This window comes from Burkholderia sp. lig30 (assembly GCF_000687455.2).
Taxonomy (GTDB): Bacteria; Pseudomonadota; Gammaproteobacteria; order Burkholderiales; family Burkholderiaceae; genus Burkholderia.
In genome coordinates this window covers 65736-89886 of sequence record NZ_JGVW01000064.1, presented here as the reverse complement: position 1 = coordinate 89886, position 24151 = coordinate 65736, and the positions used below count along the sequence as shown (strand labels likewise).

The following is a 24151-nucleotide window of genomic DNA, read 5'->3' as shown; positions in this document are numbered from 1 at the left end:
GAATAGAAATCCGGACGCTCAGCGGTTCTTCGATTGCGCGCGTTCGATCACCGGTGTTCGAACGCATGGCGTGGCCACGCCGGCGCTGAGTGTCTTCCCCCAAGCAACGCAGTGACGCGGCGATTTCACCGCGATCGCCAGATCCGCTCCGCAATCGCGATCGCCTGTTCGATCAGCCGGCAATCCTCGCCGTCCAGCGCATCGGCGTGCAGGTGCATCAGGGTCTGCAGCGACTGGGCCAGCCGCCCAGCCAGATGCGGCGCCGGGGCGGCCATCGGCCATGCGTGCATCAGATACGCGAGCGGCACGACGTGCCTCGTCTCGCACCAGCGTTCAAATAGCTCGAGACAGTGCGTCTCGATCTGCTCGGCAGCGTCCGGCAGCGTGGTCGTAGCGATCAGCATGCGTGCCTCTCTTCCAAATTGGATCCGCTTGAACTTCGAACGATTGCATGCAGGGCAGCCCTGAAACGTGCCTGGCAAGCACGGGCTCAAATGCGATACGTGACCGGGAGGCCCCGAAACGTCAGAGGTAGGTGTGTGCCGACCGGGTGTCTCCGTCCGATGGTCGGTGTCGCGCACGACGTCGATACGGGTTGATCGAGCATTCGCCGTGGCGCCTCGGCTGCATCGGTGATGTTTTTATCTGTTGCTATGCAGCATAGCAATAAAAACCTAACGAAAGACGATCTTTGTCTGAAAAAAATGTAGCTCTGTCGGATTACGACACTTGCCGGTAATGAGTACCGATCCGGTGTCTCGATGCACGCACATCTTTCTGGCGGAATCGGACAGGAAATACGCTTCGCCATACCGAAAATCGACCCGCCGACGTAAAAAGTCGCATTTTTGGTATGGTTTTGGGCCGCCGGCGGCGTGTTCCCGTCCCGATTTTTTCAGTTTCGATATGTCGCGCATGAGCGACATTTTTGAAAATATCGTTGCGGCCGGCGCTTTTAAGCAACGGGCTGAATTAAGCGATGAGATTATCGGTAGTTCAAAATTAAATAATAAAATCATCACAATCGAATATCGATATGGATGTCGAACGTCGGGCGCAAGGGGCGCCGGATTTGTGCGTCGCGGGCGTCGCGAATGCACGACGGGCACGCGATGCGCGCGTGCGCGACGCGGGTGGCGACGGCCGGCGGGGACGGCGGCGGCGGGAGCGCCGCGCTACCGCCTGTCGGGCGCGTCGAACATCGCGGCGACGCGTGTCGCGAGGCAACTGTCTGAGGATTCCCTGAGCGCCCGGTTCATTTCGCTTTCGATCAGCATCATGCCGAGCGGCCAGATGCGCCAGATCGCCTCGACCAGCGCCGCCGCGCGGGACTCGGGTTGCGGTTCGGCGTCGTCGCGGCCAAGTTGCCGCAGCACGAGGCTCACGAGCGCTTCGGCGATGGCGGCGAGATGCGGGCGCGCATCTCGCACCGTGCCGAGCAGTTCCTCGGCCCAGCCGGCATTCGCCGCCTCCGACGTACCGGCGTCGCGCGATGCCGGCGCGAGTTCGGCGATTCTGGCAAGCACGGCGAGCGACGCTTCGTCGCCGGCGATCGTGACGGGCGCGACGGCCGGGCGCAGCGGCTTTCGGCCGCCATGTCGGGCGGCGTCGACGGCCGGCTCGAGGCCGAGCGCGCGGCGCAGATCGTTGCCTTCGTCGACGACCGTGATCAGATCCATGATGTTCGCGAGCGTATAGCCGCGCGCGAGCAGGCGCTGGATGAGCCTGAGCCGTTCCGCGTGCGTGTCGTCGTAGACGCCGGCACGCCCGCGCCGCCTCGGCGGGCCGAGCAGCCCGCGGTCCTGGTAGGCGCGGACGTTGCGCACCGTCATGTCGGTGGCGCGCGCGAGCTCGTCGATCGTGTACTCGCGATCCGGCGTGGCGGGCGCGGGGGAGGGGGACGTCTTGCGCATGTTTCGCTCGCCTGCGTGCCTGGGAGTCAGAATGTGAATGCCACGCCCGCGAACACGGAGTAGCGCAGCAGACTGCCGAATTCGCTGCTGCTCGGCCCGCGGGTGACGGAAGGCACCAGATAGAGCTGCCAGTTCTGGCCCACTTCGTATTCGAAAAAGGACACGAGCTCGGTCGAGTGATCGTTGAGATCCTGGATCAATCGCACGGTCACGTTCAGTTTCCGGAAGATCTTGGTATCGAGATACTGCAGCAGCACGTAGTCCCTGCGCGGGAACGGGCGCGTCGGGTCGATGCTGGCCGGCGACGCGCACTGGCTGATTTCGGAGTGCGTGCAGCCGGCGTTGTGGTGGAAGTATTCGACGGTCACGGTGGGCCCGGCCTCAAGCGTATAGGCCGCCCCGGCCAGCACGTCGAAGTCGGGATGCGGCAGCCCCCTGTCGCGCGACAGCGCGACGCTGCCTTCCGAATACGCGAGCAGCGCGTCGGACACGGTCCAGCCGCCGAAGTAGCCGATCCGGTACGCCGCCGTCTCGCGCTTGGACGCGATCAGCGAAAGATAGGTCTTGTCTCCGGTGTAGTCGAGCTTGGCGGCGTACGCGCGGCGGAACGGGATGGTTTCCTCGCCGCTCGGGACGAGCCGGCCGGAGCCGGTGTTGGCGATCATCGACATCGTCCACGATGCGTTCGGGATGACGACGACGCGGCCGTAGTCGAGGCCCGGCTGCTCGATCGCCGGATTGTTCTTGCCGTTGTTCTGGTTGAACGGATTGGACGGCGAGAGCAGCTGCGACGGGCCCCACTGCAGGTTCTCGCGACCGTAGCTCACCAGCACCTGGTTCGTGACGCGGTAGCGCGCGATCCATTCGTTGACATAGGCGGTGGCATTCGTCGTATCCGTGCCGGCGGCGAGGCCGTTCTGCACCCGGCTCCACGACGTCGTGAAGCGCGGCTTCACGCCGAACTCGAAGTCGCGGATGTTCAGGTGGAAATCCGGCCGGAAATCCAGTTCGGTCTGGTAGCGCGGAATCGCCAGCGCATTGTCGGGATTGAGCCGCGAATTGATCGGCGACTGCAGGATGCCGTAGCCGATCAGGTTGATCCGCGAATCGAAGCCGTCGGCGAGTTCCTGGCCGAACGTCGGCGCCACGGGCGGCGCGCTGCCGGCGTCCGCCGCAGCCGTCGGCGACGTGTCGGCGAGCGTACCCGGGATCGGTTGCGCCGCCGCGCGCACACCGGCGGATTCGGCGGCGGCGCGCGGCGGCACGTCGCCCGCCGTCCCGTCCGGCGCGCGGTCTGGCGTGTCGCCTGCGGCGGCCAGATCGTTCCCCGGCGCCGGCTGCGGCGCGGGCGTGCCGTCGGCGGGAGCAGTCGGTTCGCGGGTGTCCGGCGCACCGGGCGGGATGGCCCCCGCCTGGGCGACAGTGTCGTCGGCCGCTTTGCGGCTCAGCGCATCGTCGATCGCCTGCGCGAACGTCATCGGCGCTGGCCGCGCGTCCGTGAGATCGGCGGCCGGCAGGGCCGGCGTCTCGATCCGCGCTTCCGCGTGCGCTGCTTCGGACGGAAAGGCCGCGACCGGATCGGCGACGGCGATATGGGGAGTCGCGACACTGATGCCCAGCGCGATTCCCGACACGATACATAACGGTTTTGTCATGGCAGCCCTCATCTTTGGAAGCAACGCGGATCGAAGGCCCGCCCGTCGACACCCGGTGCGGATGGCCCGTCCGCATTCGCCGGACCGCCGGTTCGCGCGCGGTCCTCGTCATTCATTTCGCTGCAACGGATGAATCCCCGCGCCCCGTCATCCGGCGGCGCGCAGGCGCGTCAGAAGCGGTAGCTCACCTTCAGGCTTCCGGCCTTTGCGGACGCATGGCCGGTGTTGATCAGCGCGTCGAAGCCGGCCGTGATCCGCAGCGACTTGGTGGCCTCCACGGTCAGCGCGAAGCCGGCCGTCAGCAGGTTGCGCGGCAGGGAAGCGCCGGTCGCCGTGAACAGCGTCCCGTCCTGCGCGCTCACCGAGATCGAACGTCCTGCCGTGCCGAGCTCGTGCGCATAACCCACCTTCGCTTCCAGGCTCGACGGGTGCTGCTCGCTGCCGAACGCGTACCGCAACGCCAGCCCGGCGTAGGGCTGCACGCTTCGGATGTTGTCCGTGCCGACCGACAGGCTCTGTCCGTCCGCGCCCGATTCGCCGAATGCGCTGCCGTGCAGGTACGCGTAGCGCACGCCGATGCTCGGCACCAGCGTGAAGCTGCCGAACACGGGGGTCGGCATGCTCGCCTGCGCGGCTGCGGTCACGTCGAAGCCGTGGTGATCGCCGGTCGCCGTGGCGGCTTGCGCCAGCGCGAACGGCCGCTTCTGACCGAACAGGTCGTAACCGATGCCGACCGTCGCGGCCACGTTGACCGGGCCGAACCATGTGCCGCCATAAACCGACGTCCGCACGCTGTCGACCGTGCCGGAGTCCGGCGTGGTGGTCTCGGTCACGTCCGCATGGGTGTAGGCGAGGGTGCCGCCCACCGTATAGCGTCCGATGCGGTGGTCGTAGCCCGCGACGAAACCATACTGGCGGGCCGCGAAGCCCGAGACCGTGTCCGAGTCGATCCGCGTGTACGATCCCGTCGCCTTGAACCACAGGTCGTTGCCGCGACCCGCGCAGTCGGTCGAGGTGTTGTCCCGGCAGAGCGTGCCGAGCCGGTCCAGCACGATCGCGGTCGTCGACTGCGCGCCTTGCGCCGCGGTCGACCCGACGGCGGTGAAGATGCTGGTGTTGATCGGCGTGAGCACCAGGTCGACTCCGGTCGCCTGGTAGACGACCGACGGCGTCACGTACCGGAGACTGGCGCCGGGTGCGACGATATTGACGAGCGGCGGGGCGAACGTGCCGCTGACTGACGAAGCCGTCAGGATCCGGATCGTTCCCGGCGCGTAGACGCTCGCGGCCGCGCTCGCGCCCGCCCCGTATGCGATGCCCAGCGTGCCGCCGAGCGTCGCGTTGCCCATTACCTGCAGCAGTGAGTGGGCGGTCGGGGTGACTTCGACCGTCAGCGTCGCGCCGGGCGCCTGCGAGTAATTGCCGAGGATGGTCGTCGTGCCGATCGATCCGCCCGGCATGACGGTGCCCCGGTTGACGACATTGCCGCCGATCGTGCCGTCTCCGCGCAGCGTGCCGCCGCTGTAGACGGTCACGTCGCCGCCGAGAAAGGCGGACGTATGCGCGCTGTCGCCGACTTTCAGCGTGCCGGACATGACCTGCGTGCCGCCCGCGAAGCCGGTGTTCACGCCGTTCAGGACCAGCATGCCGTTGCCGGCCTGGACGAGCGTGCCGCTGCCGCTCATCGCGCCGCCGTACGTGTAAGTGTCGGCGCGATTGAACACGACGGTGCCGCCGTTGAGCACGTCGCCGGCGAGATCGCCCGACGTGCCGCCCTGTCCGATCATCAGCGTGCCGCTGGTGTTGACCGTGGGATTCACCACGGTTCCGTAGATGTACTGGAAGCCGCCGCCGTTGAGGATCGAATGGCTCGTCACGCCGCCCGCGTTCACGGACTGGACGCCGCCGTTGTTGATGATCGTGCCCGTGGTGACCGCGCCGCTGGTCACGCTCTGGACGCCGCCCCCGTTGACTGTCGTCGTGCTTGCCGTGCCGCCGCTCGCCACCGACTGCACGCCGCCGCTGTTGATGGTGGTGCTGGTGGCCGCACCTCCGCTCATGACGGCCTGCAAGCCGCCGGCGTCGACCGCCGTCGTGTTCGCGGAACCGCCATTGCCGACGATCTGCTTGCCGCCGTCGAGCATGCTGCCGAGCGCCATGCCGCCGCTGGCGATCTGCTGCATGCCGCCGGCCTCGACGGCGTTGCCACTGGCGATGCCTCCGCCGGCGACGGTCTGTATGCCGCCGTTCGTGATCGTGTTGTCATTGGCGGTGCCGCCATAGACGTACTGGTTCGCGCCGCTGCCGACCGAGGTGGTCGACGCGACGCCGCTGGTCAGCACGAACTGCATGCCGCCGCTGAGCGTGTTGCCGATCGCGGTGCCTCCGCCGGCGATCTGCTGCGTGCCGCCGGCCTCGACGGTATTGCCGCTGGCGACGCCGCCGCTGGCGACGGTTTGCGTGCCGCTGTTCATGATCGTGTTGCCATTGGCAGTGCCGCCATACACGTACTGGTTCGCGCCGCTGCCGACCGAGGTGGTCGATGCGACGCCGCTGGTCAGCACGAACTGCGTGCCGCCGCTGAGCGTGTTGCCGATCGCGGTGCCGCCGCTGGCGACGGTTTGCGTGCCGCCTTTCACCGTGTTGTTCGTGGCAGTGCCGCCGTAGACCTGCTGATAGCTGCTGCTGTTGATCGTGGTGGCGCTCACGGACCCGCCGCTGTCGACGTACTGGACGCCGCCGCTGCTCACCGAAGTGACGAGGGCGGTTCCGCCGTCGCCGACGTACTCGAGGCCGCCGTTGATCGTATTGCTGGTGGCGACCCCGCCGCTCACCACATTTTGCGTGCCGCCGCTGACGGTCGTGCTGACGGCGGCGCCGCCGGCCACGTTCTGCGTGCCTCCCGTGCTGACGACCGTGATGCTGGTCGTGCCGCTGGTGAGTACGTACTCGACGCCGCCGCTGTTGACCGTGTTGCTGGTCGCGGTGCCGCCGCTCGTGACGACCTGCGTGCCGAGATTGTTGATGGTGTTGCTGATGGCCGTGCCGCCATAGACGTTCTGGAAGCTGCCGCTGTTGACGGACGTGACGCTCGCGGTCCCGTGCGGCCCGACATACTGGATGCTGTCGTTGAGCGTCGTGCTGACGGCCGTGCCGCCGAGGCTGATGTCCTGCACGCTGGCGTTCAGCGTATTGCTGGTCGCGAGCCCGCCGAAGCCGATCAGCTGCACGCTGCCGTTGAGCGTGTTGCTCGTCGCCGAGCTGGCGTAGCCGATGCCCTGGATGCTGCCGTACAGCGTGTTCGACGTTGCCTTCGCGCCGTTGTCGAGGATCTGCACGCTGCCGAACAGCGACGTGTCCTTTGCCGTCGTGCCGCCGCCATTGAGATACTGCACGCCGCCGAACAGGGTGTTCGCGTTGACGGTGCCGCCGCTGTCCGCGACCTGGGCGCCGGCGACGATCGTGTTGCCGGTGGCCGTGCCGCCGTCGACGTACTGGAGGGCCGGGTTGATCGTCGCACTCGTGGCGGATCCGGCCGAGTGAACCGTCACGGTCACGCCATCCGCGGGCGCCGCGGAAACCGACAGCCAGAAGCGCCCCGGGCCGGTGACGGCGTCAGCGATCAGGCTCGCGACGTCGGCCACCTGGGAAACCGCGCCGACACCGTTGACCGACGTGTGGGTCGCGGTCCCGCCGCTGCCGACGTATTGCTCGCCGGTCGAGACCGACGTGCTGGTGGCCACGCCGCCGTTGACGACTTGCTGGACGCCCGCATTGTCGACATTGGTGCCGCTCGCCGCGCCGGAGACCACCTGGCTGCCGCCGCTGCTGACGGTCGTGCCGATCGCCGTGCCGCCGTGCATCACCAGTTGGGTATACCCGGACGTCACGATGAAGCCGGTGCTGGTTGCCCCCGCCGCAACGACGTTATTCTGCGCCGTCGCCGGCTGCGACATCCATGCATAAGCCGCGATGCTGGCGAGCATCAGTGCCGTCAGGCGGGACAATCTCTGCGATCGGCGGCCGAAGGTGTGAACACAGAGCTTGCGACGATAGGTAATCGGCTTCATGTTGGACTCTCCACTGCGTGCGTACTCGAAAGCGCTGGAACGAGTGCGATGGCGCTGCCCCCGCGGTGCCTGGCTGCATACCGTCACTTCTGCCCGTCGCGAAACGAGAAGGGTCGTAAACTCTCCGGCGTCGGTTGATCGAAGAGGATTCCTAAACTGCATAAATTCGGCATGGCCCGGGTCGGGCCATGCGTTACTTCGTGTCGCTCGTGACGCCCGTCACGAATTCAGATGCCCGGCCTCCGGTTCGGGATCGACGAACCCGGGAATCCGGCGCAGCACCGCCTTCACCTGATCCGGCGTGATGAGCCGCGTGCATTCGAACTGGCGGGGCGTGCCCGCATGCCGCGGACACCAGAGAAAGTCGGCGTGATCGAAGCGCACGCGCGCGTCGTTCCAGCAACTGTTGCAGGGGTGGTAGTTGATCACCCGGTACGGCGTCGTGAATTCGTTGTTCGCACTGGAGAAGCCGCTGATCAGCACGACCGGCGTGCCGGCCGCCCACGCGAGCCAGGACAGGCCGCTCGACAGGCCGATGAAGAAATCGGCATGCTTCAGCCAGCGAACCCGCTCCGCGAGCGGCCGGTCGCCGGTCTGGTCCTCCGCACCGTGCGGGATCTGATTCCAGACGATGCCGTGCCCGTGGGTCGCCTTCTGGTCGATGCAAATGACGCGGTAGCCGCGCGTGCGGAGGAACTGGACGATCTCGCGCCAGCCGGTCGGGTGATTCCAGTACTTGCATTGCGTGGTGCTCTGCGTCGCGATGCAGACATAGCGGTCCGCGATGGGCCGGCTTTCATCGTCGATCGCGATGAGCGGCGCCTGCTCGGCCGGGTCGACGCCGAGGATGTGGGCCGCGGTGCGATGCAGGCCGACATGCCGGAAGTCGCACGGCTGCCATTCGAAGGCGGCGTCGTCGAAGAAAAGCCCGATGTCGTAGGTCGCGTAGTAGCGCTCCGGCCGGACCGCGTCCGGCGTGACGAACTCGATGTGCGGATACGCTTCCGCGAAAAGCGGAATCAGCAGCTCGGACATCGCGCAGGTCAGCCGGCAGCCGTGATGCTGCTGGAATTTGACCGCATACGGGAACCATCCGATGATGTCCCCGAGCGTGCCGACCGGAAACTGGATCAGCACCTGACGGTCGCGCGCGTCGTATTCGTGGTTCAGGATGCGCCGCTCGTCGCCTTGCGCGCGATCCCAGACTTCGACGCGAAACCGCACGTAGTATTTTTTCGCGCTCGTCACGGCGCCCGCGCCGATGCGTGTGTCGAACAGCACGTTGCCGGTGTCGAGGTCGCTCAGGCGCACACGCCAGTCGCCCGGCGGCAATGCGATCCGGCTGCCGAGATTGAAGTCGAACCGGATGCCGCGGGGCGCCTTTTCGGTCGGGACGCCGGCCGGCATCGGAAACGGGCCCTTCGCCGGCGCCGCCGACGTCGCGGGCAGGCCGGGCGAAAGCGGCGGAGCGGCGGGCGCATCCGGCTGCACGGCGTCGATCGGATCTGCAGTAGCAATCATGTGAACCTCTCAAGTCGAAGTAAGGACATTTAAATAAATGCGTGACTGATTGCGAATCCACTGCCATGCACGAACGCCGGTCATGCGCAGGCCGACGGGCCGCTCATCGCGCTCGACCGGACGCTGCGCGGAGCGGCAGGCGTTCCGGCCCGGCTACATTTCCGACTTGATGCCGTTGAGCACCCCCCCTGTCACGACACGATCGCGCGCCAGCATCCGGTACTCGACGGGCGTGACCGACAGGTATTTCACGAAATACTTGCGAAGATGGTCGCCATTGAGGAGGCCGCATCGGCGCGCGATCTTGTCGATCGGCAGATCCGTCTGCACCAGCAGCAACTGGGCATTTTCCAGGCGAACGCGGGCCAGGTACTCATGCGGCGTCTGGCCGATTTCCGATTTGAAGCGACGCAGGAAATTCCGCTCGCTCATCGACACGCGCCGGGCCAGCTCGGACACCGACACGGGCCCGGCGTGATTGCTCTTGATCCACAACACGGCGGCCTCGATGCGCTCGCTGAGCGCGGTGGCCTTTTGCGGCGCGGCCGGCACGAGATTGCCGTGCGCCAGCGAACGATTGGCGCGCAGCATTTCGCTGCGGATTCGTGCCAACGCGCCGAAGTCCCGCTCGACCATCGCAAGGAGGCGGCGCAACGCGTGTTCGCCGTGCGCGAGCTTGGCGTCCGGTTGCGCCGATCGGACCGCTTTGGCCGCGCCGTTCATCCGCTCGTCCGGCAGCCGGGGCGATTCGGCTTGCGCGTCATGCGGCAGGAGGCCGGTGGCGGCGAGCATCGCGTGCGCGTCGGGCGAGATCGCGATCAGTTCGACGTCGTCGCCGGCGCGCTTCAGCCAGTCGATCACCCGGCGGTCATGAATGCCGTTTCCGCCCCCGACGAAAATCGCCTTGTACCTGCGCGAATCGAAATCGTCGATGTTCTCCGCGAACAGGCGGATCGCCGACGCGCACGACACGAAACCCTTATGGGTCGACAGCATGCAGACGTTGTATCCGTGCGCGTCGGCGCGTGCGGAAGGAAGTGCCTCGTTGACCAGCTGGCATGTCTCCGCGATGGTTGCCGCATCGCTGAGCGGGCATCCGTCGAGAATCAGAAGCGCGATCTGATATCGGCGTTCGACCGGGCGCACGTGTTCGAGTTGAAGATGTGCGCTGTTCACGACGTTCTTCCAGTCTCCAAACTTCATCGCGGCCCCCGTTTCTCGTGCACGGACTGAGTCGCCCGTTGCGTTGCATCATACTGAGCAATTATTCGGGGATACGGTTTTCGTCCGAAAAGTAGGTTTTTTTGGCGGTTTTCGGCACGGGAAAAGCATTCGGCTTTTTAAGCTGATGGAGCGGCATTTCAAATGACATGCATGGGCGTATCGAGTGGCTGGGTGGCGATTGGCGCGATGCGATTTTTCATATTAAACAGAAATATTTGATCGATCGCTTTAAAGCGGGAATGAATTGATTGCAATGTGCCCGCATTCGGAATGAAAAGCGTGCGCCGGCGAATGGTCTGAACTTTGGCGCGTGCCGGGCGCGGATCTCGCCCGAATGACCGCACGCGCGAAACGCCCGAAGCGTTCGCGCCGTTCCAGCCGAGGCCGCGTGTGCGTCGAGCGGAAGCCTCGCCGGCCGGCCCGCGATGGCCAAACCGTGCGGCGCGGTGGCGGAAGCGTCGGGGTGCGTTGTCGCGTTCGGTCAACCCGGTGGCGTAACCCGTCAATCTGCGGGAGGACCGGCGGATGACGACCTATGATCCGATCCAGTCCTCCGGGGGGAGGTCAGTACAGCCCCCGCATCCCCCCGGAGTTTAGAGCCTGCCGCGTTGTGCGAGCGGGCTTCTTTTTTTGATCGCGCCACCGGGATGGCGATGCGTGCCGGTGGGGAACGCACGTTAGTCCGCGAGGCGGCGCCGGCCTGATCTGGCACCGCGGTTTGCTCGCGCTCCGCACGCGGGTTGATGCATGCGGGCCAGGCATGCCGGACGCCGGCGCGTGCATGTGGAGGGCGGCGGTGCCGCGAGCAGCAACGGCGGCGAGCCGGTGCCGCGCGCATGTAGAGCGTGGCGATGCGCCCGGATTCGCATCGAACTGATGTCGGAAATCTAGGGAAGGTTGTCTGAATTAAAGGACCATTTTGAATAACATGGTCAGTAACGGATTGACGAAAGTCGGTGCAACGGAATCCGGGATTTATTTTTGGTGTGGCGTAACTGGACGATCGATATTTGTCTTTTTCGGACATGTTATTGATGGAGGTGTGAATCTGGGTATTGAATCGGGGTAAATCCGGATAATGAATTTATAGAATTCTGGATATAGACGGCGGGATTGCCGAAAGACGAGCAAGGAAAAACGATGCGGCGGGCAATATCCGGAAATGCCGGAAACCGCCGACAGCCGGGAGCGGCGGCGAAGCATCGGGGCGCAGCGGCGTATTTCGCGCGAGCGGATCAGGGACGGTCGACGGGGCGGGTGCCTCGTCGAATATTTAGGATGGCGATAAAAATGGATGAGACTGCGATCGTGATGACGAAGCTCCGCGACACGTTTTCCCACGTGGAATTCGCCGGAAGTCTCGAGGACTGTCTGGGCGAGCTTGCGTCGCGGGCCGGCGAGATACTGGATGCGGCATGCGCGATAGCGATGCTGAGCGAGCGGCAGGTCGAGGAGATCGGCCTGCGTCCGGGTACCGAGTTCGGCGACGTGCCCATCGTGCAGTGCGGAGCCGCCCGGCCGCCCGGCAACGGCAGCCGGCCGCGCGACGACGTGCAGCACGAAATCATTCCGGCGCGCATGGACGCCGATGCCGGGGGCGGCCACCGGATGTTCTCGGCGATCGTCATGCAGGGCAAGGTGATCGGCGTCATTCGCGCCTACCAGCCGCAGCGCCGGACGTGCTTCAGCGCCGACGACCTGCAGTTGTTCGCGATTCTCGCGCTCGTGATCACGAAATCGATCCAGGTCGTCCAGTTGCAGAACATCCTGAGCTCGCGCTTCACGCAGATGGCGCTGACGCGATCCGCGGACAAGACGATCGGGCAGATCGTCGCCGAATCGGCGCAGACCCCGGATCAGATGGCGAGGATTCTCGCGAAATCGTTCTACCGGGAAATGATCACAGCGGGCTTCAACTTCAATCAGATCATCTTCGCCGCGTCGGAAGTGATCTCCGAGTTGACCGGCAACATGCGCAAGCACCGCGATGCGTACAAGCGCCGCGTCGCCCGGGCCGGCGCGCAGGCCGATCAGCCCGGGCAGGCGGAGGCGGCCTGACGTGCTCGCGGGCGATCGGCGCGAGGCGGGCAGTGCAGGGCAGGTAAGCGAGGCGGCCGCGAAAACGGCGCGCGCGGTGTGGCGGCGGATGCGTGTGGAGGGGGCAAATCATGGGCGTCAGGGCGGAGGTCGGCGATGGAAACGGGGAGCGTCGCATGGTCCGGCTGGATGGCGACGAGCTGTTGTGCCGGGTGCCATGCACCGGCATGGACTGGGCGATGCTCGAGGGAATGATCCTGCGTCACGCGCCGGCGACAGGCGCCGGGCACGCGCCGCCACCGACGCGCGGCGCGGCGGAGCAGCCGCTGCCGCCGCCGGTGCATCGCCCGTTCGAGGTGTATGCGCAACTGAATCCCGGCGCGCGCGCGGTGAAGTACAACCAGCGTGAACTGACCTACGGCGAACTGGACAGCCAGGCGGACGGTCTCGCGGCGCTGCTGCAGGCCAACGGGCTCGGCCCCGGAAAACTGTGCGCAGTCTGCATGCAGGGCTCGCTGGCGCTGGTGCGCGCGATTCTCGCCGTGCTGAAGGCCGGCGGCGCATGCCTGCCGCTCGATCCGGCGCTGCACGAGACGCGCATCGCGGCCACCCTCGGCGCGTCGCATGCGTCGACGGTCATTACCCAGCAGGGGTTCGCTTCGAAGTTCGACCATGCCGGCGCGCAGATCGTCGTGTGCGGCGAAGAGAGCGACGACCTGCCGGGCTCGTGGCCGCAGGACAGCCGGACCGACGGCGTGTCGCCGGCCTGCGCGATCTGCCGGTTCTCGGAGGCGGACACGCCGGACATCGTGGTCAAGGACCACCGGAATGTGATCGACCGGCTGGAGTCGATGCAGGAAATCAGTCCGATCGGCCAGGGCGATTCCTTGTTGCAGAGCGCCGACTTCGCGTTCGATGCGAGCGTCTGGGAGTTTCTCTGGCCGCTGACGCATGGCGCGCGGCTGGTCATCCTGCCGGCGCGGGAGCGGATCGACCTCGAGCGCATCCGGCAGGTGGTCGCGCAGGAGCACATCACCGTGATGCACGTCAATTTGCGATGAGGGGGAATCACATGAAAACAGCTCGTCCGAAATCAGGGGCAGTGATCGCGATGACGCCATCGCACCGGTTGACCCCGGCCATCGCGGTCGCCGCGTGCCGGGCCGGCGCGATCGGCGTGCTGGATCTCGGCGTTCGCAAGGCGCCGGCCGATGCCGCGGCCGCGCTGTCGGCCCTCGCCCGCGACGCGCACGACGCGCAGCGCTGGGGCGTGCGCTGGGATGCCGCGGGCGAGCCGCCGGACGACCTCGCCCCGCTCGCGGACATCGTCGGCGCGCTTGCGCCGGTGCCGGTCCTGGTGCTGGCCGGCCTGCAGGCCGACGCCGCCGCCCGCGCGCTTGACGCCGCGAAGCGGATCGGCAGCGACGTGCTCGTCGAAGTCCGCGACATCGAGTCGGCGCGCGCCGCGCAAGCGGCGGGCTTCGACGGACTGATCGTCAAGGGGCACGAAGCGGGCGGCCGCGTGAGCACGCATTCGTCGTTCATGCTGCTGCAGGAGTTTCACGGTCAGCTGGAGATCCCGTACTGGATTCAGGGCGGCATCGGCTTGCACAGCGCAGCGGCCGCGGTGCTCGCGGGCGCGGCCGGCGTCGTGCTCGGCGAGCAGCTGTGGCTGACGGACGAAGGGCCGTTCAGTGCCGCCGAGGTGCCGGCCTGGGCGCATCTCGACGGCAGCGAGACGGCGCTGGTCGGCGCGGACGACGTGCTGTACCGCTTCTTCAGCCGCTCGGGCCGCAGCCGGCTGCGCGAGCTCGAAGTCGCGGTCGCGAAGGACGCGGCGTGGGAGGCGTCGATCGCGGGTCATCTGGCCGAGCCGCACGACGGGCTGATCGCCGTCGGGCAGGACATCGCGTTCGCCGCGCCGCTCGGCCAGCGCTACGGCACGGTCGGACGCATCGTCACGGCGGTGCGCGACGGCATCGCCGACGGCATCGCGAAGGCCGCCGAGCAAATCCCGCTCGCGCCGGATTCGGCGCTGGCCCGGCTGCACGGCACGCGATTCCCGATCGCGCAGGGGCCGATGACGCGGGTCAGCGACGTCGGCGCGTTCGCGAAGGCCGTCGCGGACGGGGGCGCGCTGCCGTTCCTCGCGCTCGCCGTGCTGCGCGGCCCGCAAGTCCGCGAGATGCTGACGACGACGCAGCAGCTGATCGGCGACGCACCGTGGGGCGTCGGCATACTCGGTTTCATTCCGCTCGAGCTGCGCAAGGCGCAACTCGACGTCGTCCGTGAGATCAAACCGCGCTTCGCGATCATCGCGGGCGGCCGCCCGAGTCAGGCGCGCGAGCTGGAAGAGGCCGGCATCACCACGTATCTGCACGTTCCCGCGCCGGGGCTGCTGCGCAGTTTTCTCGCCGACGGCGCGCGCCGGTTCGTGTTCGAGGGCAGCGAATGCGGCGGCCATACCGGGCCGCGCACGAGCTTCATTCTGTGGGAATCCGCGATCGAGATCCTGGCGAACAGCGACATCAAGGACCCCGAATCGGTGCAGGTGCTGTTCGCCGGCGGCATTCACGATGCATTGTCCGCGGCGATGGTGTCGGCGCTGGCCGCGCCGCTCGTCGCGCGCGGAATGAAGGTCGGCGTGCTGATGGGCACCGCCTACCTGTTCACGCACGAGATCGTGCAGTCGGGCGCGATCGTCGACACGTTCCAGCAGCAGGCGGTCGAGTGCCGCGAGACGACGCTGCTGCAATCCGGCGTCGGCATCTACACGCGCTGCGCGCGCACGCCGTTCTGCGACGAGTTCGAGAAGGTGCGGCGCGAGCTGGTGCTCGCGTCGAAATCGGACGAAGAGACGCTGATGGCGCTGGAGCTGATGAACATCGGCCGGCTGCGGATCGCATCGAAGGGAATCGCGCACAACAGCGATCCGGCCGCCGATCAGGGCGACAGCCGCTATGTCGAGGTCGATGCGCCCACGCAGCGCCGCGAAGGCATGTACATGCTCGGCGAAGTTGCGCGGCTCCGCAGCGACCGGTGCAGCGTCGCGGAGCTGCACGCCGCGGTGTGCGCCGGCAGCGAGACGCTGCTGCGGCAGCGCCGTGCGAAGCCGGCGCGCCCCGCGGGCCGGCCCCGTCACGAGGACATCGCGATCGTCGGGATGGCCTGCCTGCTGCCGCGTGCGCAAGGGCTGCGCGACTACTGGCAGAACATCCTGAACGGTGTCGACGCGATCCGGGAAATCGGCAAGGACCGCTGGAACGTGGACGACGTGTTCGATCCGAAGCGCGGCACGCCGGACAAGGTGTATTCGAAGTGGGGCGGGTTTCTCGACGACATTCCGTTCGACACGCAGCGCTACGGGATCGCGCCGGCCAGCATGGGCTCGATCGAGCCGGTCCAGCTGCTCGCGCTGGAAGTGGTGCGACAGGCGCTCGCGGATGCGGGCTTCGACCGGCGGCCGTTCCCGCGCGAACGCACGTCGACGATCTTCGCCGTCGGCGGGATGAACGAGCTCGGCACGATCTTCAATTTCCGCGCGCTGCTGCCGGGCTATCTGGCCCGCCTGACTGACATTCCCGAGGAGACGCGCAAGCGCATCCAGAACGCGCTCTTCGACGACGTGCTGCCGAAATGGACCGAAGACACCTTCCCGGGCATCCTCGGCAACGTGATCGCGGGCCGCGTCGCCAACCGCTTCGACCTGGGCGGCGCGAACTTCACGGTGGATGCGGCGTGCGCGTCGTCGCTCGCGGCGCTCGACGTGGGCGTCCGGCAGTTGCGCGATCACGAGGCGGACGTCGCGCTGGTGGGCGGCGTGGACGGCACGAACGGCCCGCTCGGCTTCATGTGCTTCGCGCAGACCTACGCGCTGTCGCCGCGCGGCCATTCGCGGCCGTTCGACGACTCGGCCGACGGCATCGCGATCAGTGAAGGCGTCGGGGCGGTCGTGCTGAAGCGCGTCAGCGACGCGGAGCGCGACGGGGATCGCATCTATGCGGTGATCCGCGGGATCGGCAGCTCGAGCGACGGACGCAACCGCAGCCTGACGGCGCCACATCCGCCGGGGCAGGTGACGGCGCTGAAGCGGGCGTACGCGGACGGCGGCGTCGATCCGGCGTGCGTCACGCTGATCGAGGCGCACGGCACCGGCACCGCGCTCGGAGACCGTTCGGAAATCGAATCGCTCAACATCGCGTTCGGCGGCGCGTCGACCGGCACGCAGACGTGCGCGGTCGGGTCGGTCAAGTCGATGATCGGTCACACCAAGGTCGCGGCCGGTCTGGCCGGGCTGATCAAGGCCGCGCTCGCGCTCAGGCACCGCGTGCTGCCGCCGACGCTCGGCGTCGACAAGCCGACCAGCGGCATCGACTTCACGCGCTCGCCGTTCTACGTCAACACCGAGACGCGGCCGTGGCTGCACGACGGGCGCGCGTATGCCCGGCACTGCGGCGTGAGCGCATTCGGCTTCGGCGGCACGAATTTCCATACGGTGCTGGCGGAATACACCGGCGCCTATCGCGACTCGGATGTGGTCGACCTGAACCCGCGCGATGCCGAGATCGTCGCGTTCGCCGGCGCGACGCGCGCGGAAATCGAAGCGCACGTGCAGTGCGTGCTGCAAGGGCTTGCGCATCCGGAACAGATCGACCTGGCGCAGCTTGCGTATGCGATCTACCGCGAGCAGCACGTGCTTCGGCGCGCGAACGGCGGGCACCCGTGCCGGCTCACGCTCCTCGTCACGTCGGTCGCCGATCTGAAGCAGAAGCTCGCCCGCGTGCTCGACCTGCTGCGCGTGCATGCGGAGATCACGCAGCCGCCCGGCATCTACTACCGGGAGACCGCCGGCAAGGCGGGCCGGGTCTGTTTCCTGTTCCCCGGGCAGGGCTCGCAGCGCGTCAACATGCTGCGGGACCTGGTGGTCGCGATGCCCGCGCTGCACGCGTGCTTCGCGGACGCGCCGGGCGAGCACGACGCCGAGTCCGATCCGCCGATCGCGCCGTTCGTTTATCCGCTGCCCGTATTCAGCGACGCGGAGCGCGACGCGCAACAGCAGGCGCTGAATGCGACCCGGATCGCGCAGCCCGCGCTGGGCATGGCCGGCCTCGCGGCGTTCGACGTGCTGACCAGCTATGGCCTGCGTCCCGATTTCGTCGCGGGTCACAGCTACGGCGAATACGTCGCGCTGTGCGCGGCGGGGGCGATCACGCGGGCCGAGCTGCTGCGCCTGTCGCGCGTGCGGGGCCGACTGTCGGCGAGCGCGCCGGCCGGCGCGATGGCCGCGCTCGATGTCGACGGCGAGCACACGGTGGCGGCGATCGCGCGGCACGATCTCCAGGTGAGCATCGCGAACCTGAACGCACCGGACCAGACCATCGTCGCGGGGACGGTCGACGCGATCGACGCGGCAGTGGCCGCGCTGAGCGACGGGTCGATGCGGGTCAAGAAGCTGCCGGTGAGCGCGGCATTTCATTGCGACGTGATGGCCGGCGTGCGCGACGAGCTGGGGACGCACCTGGCCACGGTCGCGTTCCGTTCGCCGGCGATTCCCGTCTACAGCAATACGACCGGCGAAGCGTATCCGGCGGAGAGCGACGACGTGCGCGCGCTGCTCGCGCGGCACATCGCGGAGCCGGTGCGGTTCACGGACGAGATCCACGCGCTCTACGAAGCGGGCGCGCGGGTGTTCGTCGAATGCGGGCCGGGGCTGGTGCTGGGCGGCCTCGTCGACCGCATCCTCGCGGACAAGCCGCACAGCACGCTCGCGATCGACGCGCCGGGGCGCCCCGGCTGGCTGCAGCTCGCGCAACTGCTGACCCAGGCGCTGTCGATCGGCCTGCCGGTCAAGCTCGACACCTGGTTTGCCGGCCGCGGCCTCGGCGAGCACGGCCTCGACGCGGTCTTCGCCGACGCGCAACGCCGCGCCGCGCCGGGGCCGCTCGTGTGGCGCGTCAATGCGGCACGGGCGCGGCCGTGGAACGCGCCCGCCGCGCCCGCGCCGCAGCCGCGCGCGACGCCGCCCGCCGCCCGCCCAGCCGATGCGCCGCCCGCCGTCCCGGCCATGGTGGCGAGCGATGCGGCGCGCGCAGCCGAGCCTTCGCCGGTCCCGAGCCGGCCCCCGGAACCTCCGTTCACCCGTGTCAGGAGAAGCGTAATGAAAGCGGATTCGGTATCAAGTGGCGGGCCGGCGATGCCAAGCGCCGGCGCACAACCCGGCGGTGTCGGCTATGTGGAGTCGGAACTCGCGCAGATCCAGTACAGCGTCGGGCGGTTCCTCGACCTGCAATGCGAGCAGCAGCTTACGCTGCGCCATTTCCTGGATTTCCAGGCGCAACTGATCGGGCTGCCCGTTCAGCATGCGCCGGAGCAGGCCGCGCGGCTGGTCTCGATGCCGATGCCGGTGCCGATGGCGGCGCCGCGCGTCGCGCCGCCGCAGGCTGGCGCCGTCGCCGGCGGCGCGGCGGTGGTGCTGAGCACGGTGCCCGTCACGCCGGTGCTGCCCGCGCAGCTGTTGGCGCAGGCGGCGAGCGTGCCCGCGCAGCCGGTCGAAACGGTCGTCGATACCGTCGTGTCCGCACCCGCACCCGCACCCGCGGCCGCGCCGGCCGGGCGCGCACCCGCGTCGAGCGGCAACGGCGGCGGCGTGCACGCAAGCCTTGCGTCGCCCGAGGCATTCAAGGCCGACCTGCTGCGCACCGTGTCGGAGCGCACCGGTTATCCGCCGGACATGCTGGATGCGGACGCGCACATGGAGGCCGACCTCGGCATCGACTCGATCAAGCGGATCGAGATCTTCAGCGGGCTCACGACCCAGTACAACCTGCTCGGGGAGCGCGACGAGGAGGCGGTCATCGAGGAGCTGTCGGGCCTCAAGACGTTGAACGAGATCATCGCGTGGTACGAGAAGCTGGTCGACGAGCAGAACGGCACCGCTCAGGGAGGAATGTCCGCAAAAAAAGCGCAGACTCCACCGTCCGCGCGCAATGAGACGGTGGAGTCCGATAACGGGACGGCACAGATCGATCCCGTTCAGCGCTATGCAGTCGAGCCGATTGCCGAACGTCTGAACGACGTGCTCGACGCGACCGAGTATCCCGCGCGGCACCCGGTGCTGCTGGTCGGCGACGACACGCCGCTGGCCGCCGCGTTCAGGCGCGCGCTCGTGCGCGGCGGCTGCCGGGTCCGCCAGGTCGTTCCGGGCGGCGTCACGCGCGTGATCGGCGACGGGCGTTACGAAGCCGACCTGTCGTCGCTGGAATCGGTGGAGCAGCTGCAGGCGCTGCTTGCCGATTCGACGGAGCCGGTCGGCGCGATCTTCAACCTGATGGGCGCGTCGGGCGGAGACGACGCGCCGGATCGCCGCCTGCACGACGGGCGCGCGTTCTTCCTGCTGCTGAAAGTGTTCGAGAAGGCGTTGAAGGCGAGCGCGCAGGACGGCGGCGGCTGGATCGTCAACGTGACGGCGTTCGACGGCCAGTTCGGCCTCAGCCGCTCGCGCGCGTTCCCGGCCGAGAGCGCGGGCGTGCTCGGCGTCGCGAAATCGGTCGCGCGGGAGTGGCCGGCGACCCGCGTGAAGTGCATCGACGTCGCGCCCGAGCTGGAGCCCGACTGGCTCGCCGCCCAGGTGCTCGCGGAGATTCGCAGCGGGCAGCCTGGCGTCGAGGTGGGCTACAACGCGCAGGGGCGATGGCGTCTCGACCTGAAGGACGACGGCGCGGTGCCGCAGGACCTGTCGAAGCTGACGCTGGACCCCGACGCGGTCGTGCTCGTCACCGGGGGCGCTTACGGCATCACGGCGGACGTGACGCGCGCGCTGGCCGAGAAGTATCGGCCGCGGCTGATCGTGGTCGGTCGCAGCGCGCTGCCCGGCGACGAGCCGGACGAGATCGTCGACATCGACGACCCCGCCGACCTGAAGCGCCACCTGATCCAGGACATGAAGCGCCGTCAGGGCAAGGTCACGCCCGCCGAGGTCGACCGCGCGCTCAACCGCATCCTCCGGGACCGCGAGATCCGCGCGAACCTGGCCGCGATGCGCGCGACGGGCGCGCAGGTCGAGTATCACAGCCTCGACGTGCGGGACCGGGCCGCGTTCGGCGGACTGCTCGACGACATCTACGCGCGCTGGGGACGCATCGACGGCGTGCTGCACGGCGCCGGCGTGATCAGCGACAAGCTGATCGCCGACAAATCGGTGGAGTCGTTCGACGCGGTGTTCGACACCAAGGTGATCCCCGCGCTGGTGCTGGAGAGCAAGCTGCGCCCCGACAGCCTGAAGTTCATCGTGTTTTTCTCGTCGGTGACGGGGCGCTTCGGCAACGTCGGGCAGTGCGACTACAGCGCGGCCAACGAAGTCCTGAACAAACTGGCGAACCGCATCTGCCATCGCTGGCCGCACGTGCACGCGGTCGCGATCAACTGGGGGCCGTGGGACGCGGGCATGGTCAGCGACGAGCTGCGCAAGCTGTACGCGGCGCGCTCGATCCGGCCGATCCCCGCCGAGCAGGGGCGGCGACATTTCCTCGAAGCGCTGGAGCGCGGCGCGAGCGGCGCACCGGAACTCGTCATTTCGTCGAGCATCCGTCAGATCGCCACGCTGCGACTCGGCCAGGAAAAAGGGGTATCCGTGAAATGAACACATTCGACAAGCCCGTTCTGACGGACTTCTGGTCCGCGCAGGTCGCGAAGCCCGTCGCGCAGCGCATCACGCTCGAAGTGAGCGCGTATGCGCTCGCGATGGGGTACTGCAAGATCAACGACATCCAGGCCCGGGACGCGAGGCGGCAGGTGGTGCGCGACCTCAAGGACAAGTTCTCGAAGTACGCCGTGTCGCCCGACCAGATCCGGCGCCGGCAGCTCGTGTTCTTTCCGCGGCTCAGGGACATCCGCTTCGTCGACGGCGAGCTGGTGCTCGCCGAACCGTCGCCGGAGATGCGGCACCTGCGGCTGCACTCGCCGGACCTGACCGACCCGAAGGGCGCGACGATCCGCGAGCGTCACGAGAGCTACCGCAAGGTCGTCAGCGGCTGCCTGGCCGAGATGTACGACGGCGTCGCGGCGGCGCCCGACGACATGATCCACGTGACGAGCACCGGCTATCTCGCGCCGAGCCCGGTCGAGCGGATGGTCTCGCAGAAGGAATGGTTCAACACGACCGTGACCCACAGCTACCACATGGGCTGCTACGGCGCGTTCCCGGCCATCCGGATGGCGCACGGCTTCCTGTCGTCGTCGCACTTCGGTGCGACGCCGCCGAAGCAGCGGGTGGACATCGTGCATACCGAGCTGCTGTCGTGTCATCACAACCTCGAGGATTCCAGCGCGGAGAACATCGTCGCGATGACGCTGTTCGGCGACGGCTTCATCAAGTATTCGGTCTGCTCCGACGAGTACGTGCGCGCGCAGGGCCTGCGCGGCCTCAGGATTCTCGCGTTCCAGGAGAACCTGCTGCCGAACTCGGCGGACGAAATGACCGAGGTGCCGTCGTCGCATCAGTTCCAGATGACGCTGACGATCCGCGTGCCGATCGTCATCAAGCAGCACGTGCGGCGCTTCGTGGTGTCGCTGCTGCAGAGCGCGGGCATGGACTTCGAGCGCGACAAGCATTCGCTGATTTTCGCGATCCACCCGGGCGGGCCGAGGATCGTCGAGCACATCCAGGACGAGCTCGGATTGCGTGACGACCACGTCGCGATCAGCAAGGAGGTCTTCCGCGACAACGGCAACATGACCTCGGCGACGATTCCGTACATCCTCAAGCGCATCGTCGAGGACAAGTCGATCGCGCCGGGCGAGCGCGTCGTGTCGATCGGCTTCGGGCCGGGATTGACCGTGACCGGCCTCGTGATGGAGAAGGTCTGATGATCAACCGCCACAACCATGCGATGCCGCTCGTCGCGCGGATGTACGAGGTGAGCGCGGCGTCCGAGCTGAGCGGGATCGAGCCCGCCGCGCAGCCGCCGGCGGCCCAGTCCGGGCCGCCGCCCGCGGCACAGGCCGGGCCGGCGCCCGGTGCGGGCGATGCGCGTGACGCCGGCGTCGCGGGCCATGCGCTGCCGTTCGTCGGCGCGGTGCTGGATTACGTGCCGGGCCAGTCGGTCAGCATCGAGCGCCGGCTCTCGCTGGCCGAGGATCTGCATCTCGCCGACCACCACTTCGTCCACGCGACGGCGGTCAAGCCGCTGTCCGCGTGCTTTCCCGTCGTGCCGATGACGGTGAGCCTCGAGATCATGGCCGAGGCCGCCGCGTGCCTCGTGCCCGGTTACGGCCTGATCGGCTTCGAGGACGTCCAGGCGGCGCGCTGGATCGCGCTGGCCGACACCGACACGATGACGGTGCGCGTGGACGCGCGTGTCAACGAAGCCGATGCGGCGGGCGCGTCGTGCCGGCTCGGCGTCGCGGTGTTCGTGCAGGGCGAATCGCATCCGGCGATCAGCGCGACGGTGCTGTTCGGCACGCACTACCGGCTCAGTCTTTCGTTCGACGCGCCGGCGCTGGACGCCGGCGCGTGCCGGTCGCTGAACGCCGCCGACGCGTACGCGGAGCGGCAGCTGTTTCACGGCCCGCGTTTTCAGGGGCTCGTCGGCACGATGCTGCTGGGCGAGTGCGATGCGGCGGTCGAGGTGCAGGTGCGATCGGCGGCCGACATGTTCCGCTCGATGCCCGATCCGCAGTTGCTGACCGATCCCGCGTTGCTCGACACGGTCGGCCAGGCGATCGCGATGTGGGCGTTGCAGCAGGGCGACGTCGCATTTCCGGTGGGCATCGGCAAGCTCGAGTTCTACCGGACCGCGCCGGCGCCCGGCACGCGCGTGCCGATGCGCGTGCACGTGACCGAGAACAAGGGCAAGACGCTGACGGCGGACGTCGAGATCCAGGACGGCGCGGGCGGTGTCTGGATGCGGATCCGGGGCTGGAAGTCGTGGCGGTTCCAGTGGGACCAGCGGCTGATGGCGTTTCGCCGGCTGCCGACCCGGCACCTGCTGAGCGATGCGGTGTCGCTGGCCGCGCTCGACGAGCACCCGGCGCCGGTGTGCCAGCGGCTGACCCGGAAGCGTCTGGCCGGGTTCGATCCGCTGTTGCTGGCCCGCCACTACCTGCACCTCGACGAGATGGCGGCGTTTGCCGACAAGCGCGGCACGCCGGCGCGCCAGATCGAGTGGTTGCTCGGCCGCATTGCCGCGAAGGACGCGGTGCGCGCGTGGGACGCGCGGCGGCGGCAGGCGCGGGAGACGCTGCATCCGGCCGCGTTCGCGATCGCCAGCGACGAGAAGGGCTGCCCCGTCGTCGCGCGCTGGCACGCCGACGGCGTGTCGCCGCCGGCGATCAGCATCGCCCATTGCGACGACGAGGCCATCGCGATCGCACACGGCAGTCCGGTCGGGATCGACATCGAACGCATTGCCGAGCACGACGTCGATTTCGTCAAGGCGATCGCGACCGAGTCGGAACGCGCGCTCGTCGCGCGCTGCGCCGGCAGCGAGCGCCAGGCATGGGTCACGCGTCTGTGGTGCGCGAAGGAAGCGCTCGGCAAGCTGATGGGAACCGGAATCGACGGCACGCCGCGGCACTACGAGGCCACCGCGATCGACACCGACGGCAGCTTCCAGATGTGCCATCGGCACAGCGGCCGGCAGGCGCGTGTCACGACGCACTGCGACGGCGACTTCATCGTCGCGATCGGCCTCGGAGAGGTGCGCGCCATGTGAAACACAAACGTCGCACACCG

12 protein-coding genes are annotated in these 24151 nt (G+C 67.9%); 5 read left to right on the top strand and 7 right to left on the bottom strand.

All coding sequences use genetic code 11. The features are described from left to right. Positions 1-125 precede the first annotated feature (125 nt). From LIG30_RS08725 to LIG30_RS26135, 7 genes are all read right to left on the bottom strand, one after another. On the bottom strand, positions 126-404 hold the full coding sequence (locus LIG30_RS08725) for a hypothetical protein (RefSeq protein ID WP_038711322.1): 279 nt from the start codon (positions 402-404) through the stop codon (positions 126-128). Positions 405-1175: 771 nt separating this feature from the next. Continuing rightward, complete coding sequence (locus tag LIG30_RS08720; RefSeq protein ID WP_051994927.1) at positions 1176-1913, bottom strand: MerR family transcriptional regulator; 738 nt, start codon at positions 1911-1913, stop codon at positions 1176-1178. Between the two features lie 26 nt (positions 1914-1939). Beyond that, positions 1940-3568 (bottom strand): hypothetical protein, encoded by a 1629-nt coding sequence (locus LIG30_RS08715; RefSeq protein WP_056405838.1) that lies wholly within the window; start codon positions 3566-3568, stop codon positions 1940-1942. A 170-nt stretch (positions 3569-3738) separates the two neighbouring features. Beyond that, positions 3739-7638, bottom strand: a complete 3900-nt coding sequence (locus tag LIG30_RS08710; RefSeq protein ID WP_160326687.1) for an autotransporter domain-containing protein — start codon at positions 7636-7638, stop codon at positions 3739-3741. 219 nt (positions 7639-7857) lie between these two features. After that, positions 7858-9159: an autotransporter strand-loop-strand O-heptosyltransferase gene (locus LIG30_RS08705; protein WP_083493957.1), complete on the bottom strand. Its 1302-nt coding sequence runs from the start codon at positions 9157-9159 to the stop codon at positions 7858-7860. 153 nt (positions 9160-9312) lie between these two features. Next, positions 9313-10362 carry a helix-turn-helix domain-containing protein gene (locus LIG30_RS08700; RefSeq protein ID WP_038711319.1) on the bottom strand — a complete coding sequence of 350 codons (1050 nt, stop codon included), beginning with the start codon at positions 10360-10362 and terminating at the stop codon, positions 9313-9315. A 158-nt stretch (positions 10363-10520) separates the two neighbouring features. After that, on the bottom strand, positions 10521-10868 hold the full coding sequence (locus LIG30_RS26135; RefSeq protein ID WP_152986044.1) for a hypothetical protein: 348 nt from the start codon (positions 10866-10868) through the stop codon (positions 10521-10523). 805 nt (positions 10869-11673) lie between these two features. Here LIG30_RS26135 and LIG30_RS08695 point away from each other — a divergent pair. The 5 genes from LIG30_RS08695 (at position 11674) to LIG30_RS08675 (ending at position 24131) form a co-directional block, all read left to right on the top strand. Next, positions 11674-12441, top strand: coding sequence for a GAF domain-containing protein (locus LIG30_RS08695; RefSeq protein ID WP_051994925.1), 768 nt, complete (start codon positions 11674-11676; stop codon positions 12439-12441). A gap of 155 nt (positions 12442-12596) precedes the next feature. Beyond that, positions 12597-13481: an AMP-binding protein gene (locus tag LIG30_RS08690; protein WP_038711318.1), complete on the top strand. Its 885-nt coding sequence runs from the start codon at positions 12597-12599 to the stop codon at positions 13479-13481. An 11-nt stretch (positions 13482-13492) separates the two neighbouring features. Next, on the top strand, positions 13493-21058 hold the full coding sequence (locus LIG30_RS08685) for a type I polyketide synthase (protein WP_038711315.1): 7566 nt from the start codon (positions 13493-13495) through the stop codon (positions 21056-21058). Beyond that, positions 21055-22284: a 3-oxoacyl-[acyl-carrier-protein] synthase III C-terminal domain-containing protein gene (locus tag LIG30_RS08680; protein ID WP_038711313.1), complete on the top strand. Its 1230-nt coding sequence runs from the start codon at positions 21055-21057 to the stop codon at positions 22282-22284. The genes LIG30_RS08685 and LIG30_RS08680 overlap by 4 nt, the downstream gene beginning before the upstream one ends. Next, positions 22284-24131 (top strand): polyketide synthase dehydratase domain-containing protein, encoded by a 1848-nt coding sequence (locus tag LIG30_RS08675; RefSeq protein WP_038711312.1) that lies wholly within the window; start codon positions 22284-22286, stop codon positions 24129-24131. Before LIG30_RS08680 ends, LIG30_RS08675 begins: the two co-directional genes overlap by 1 nt. Positions 24132-24151: the final 20 nt, after the last annotated feature.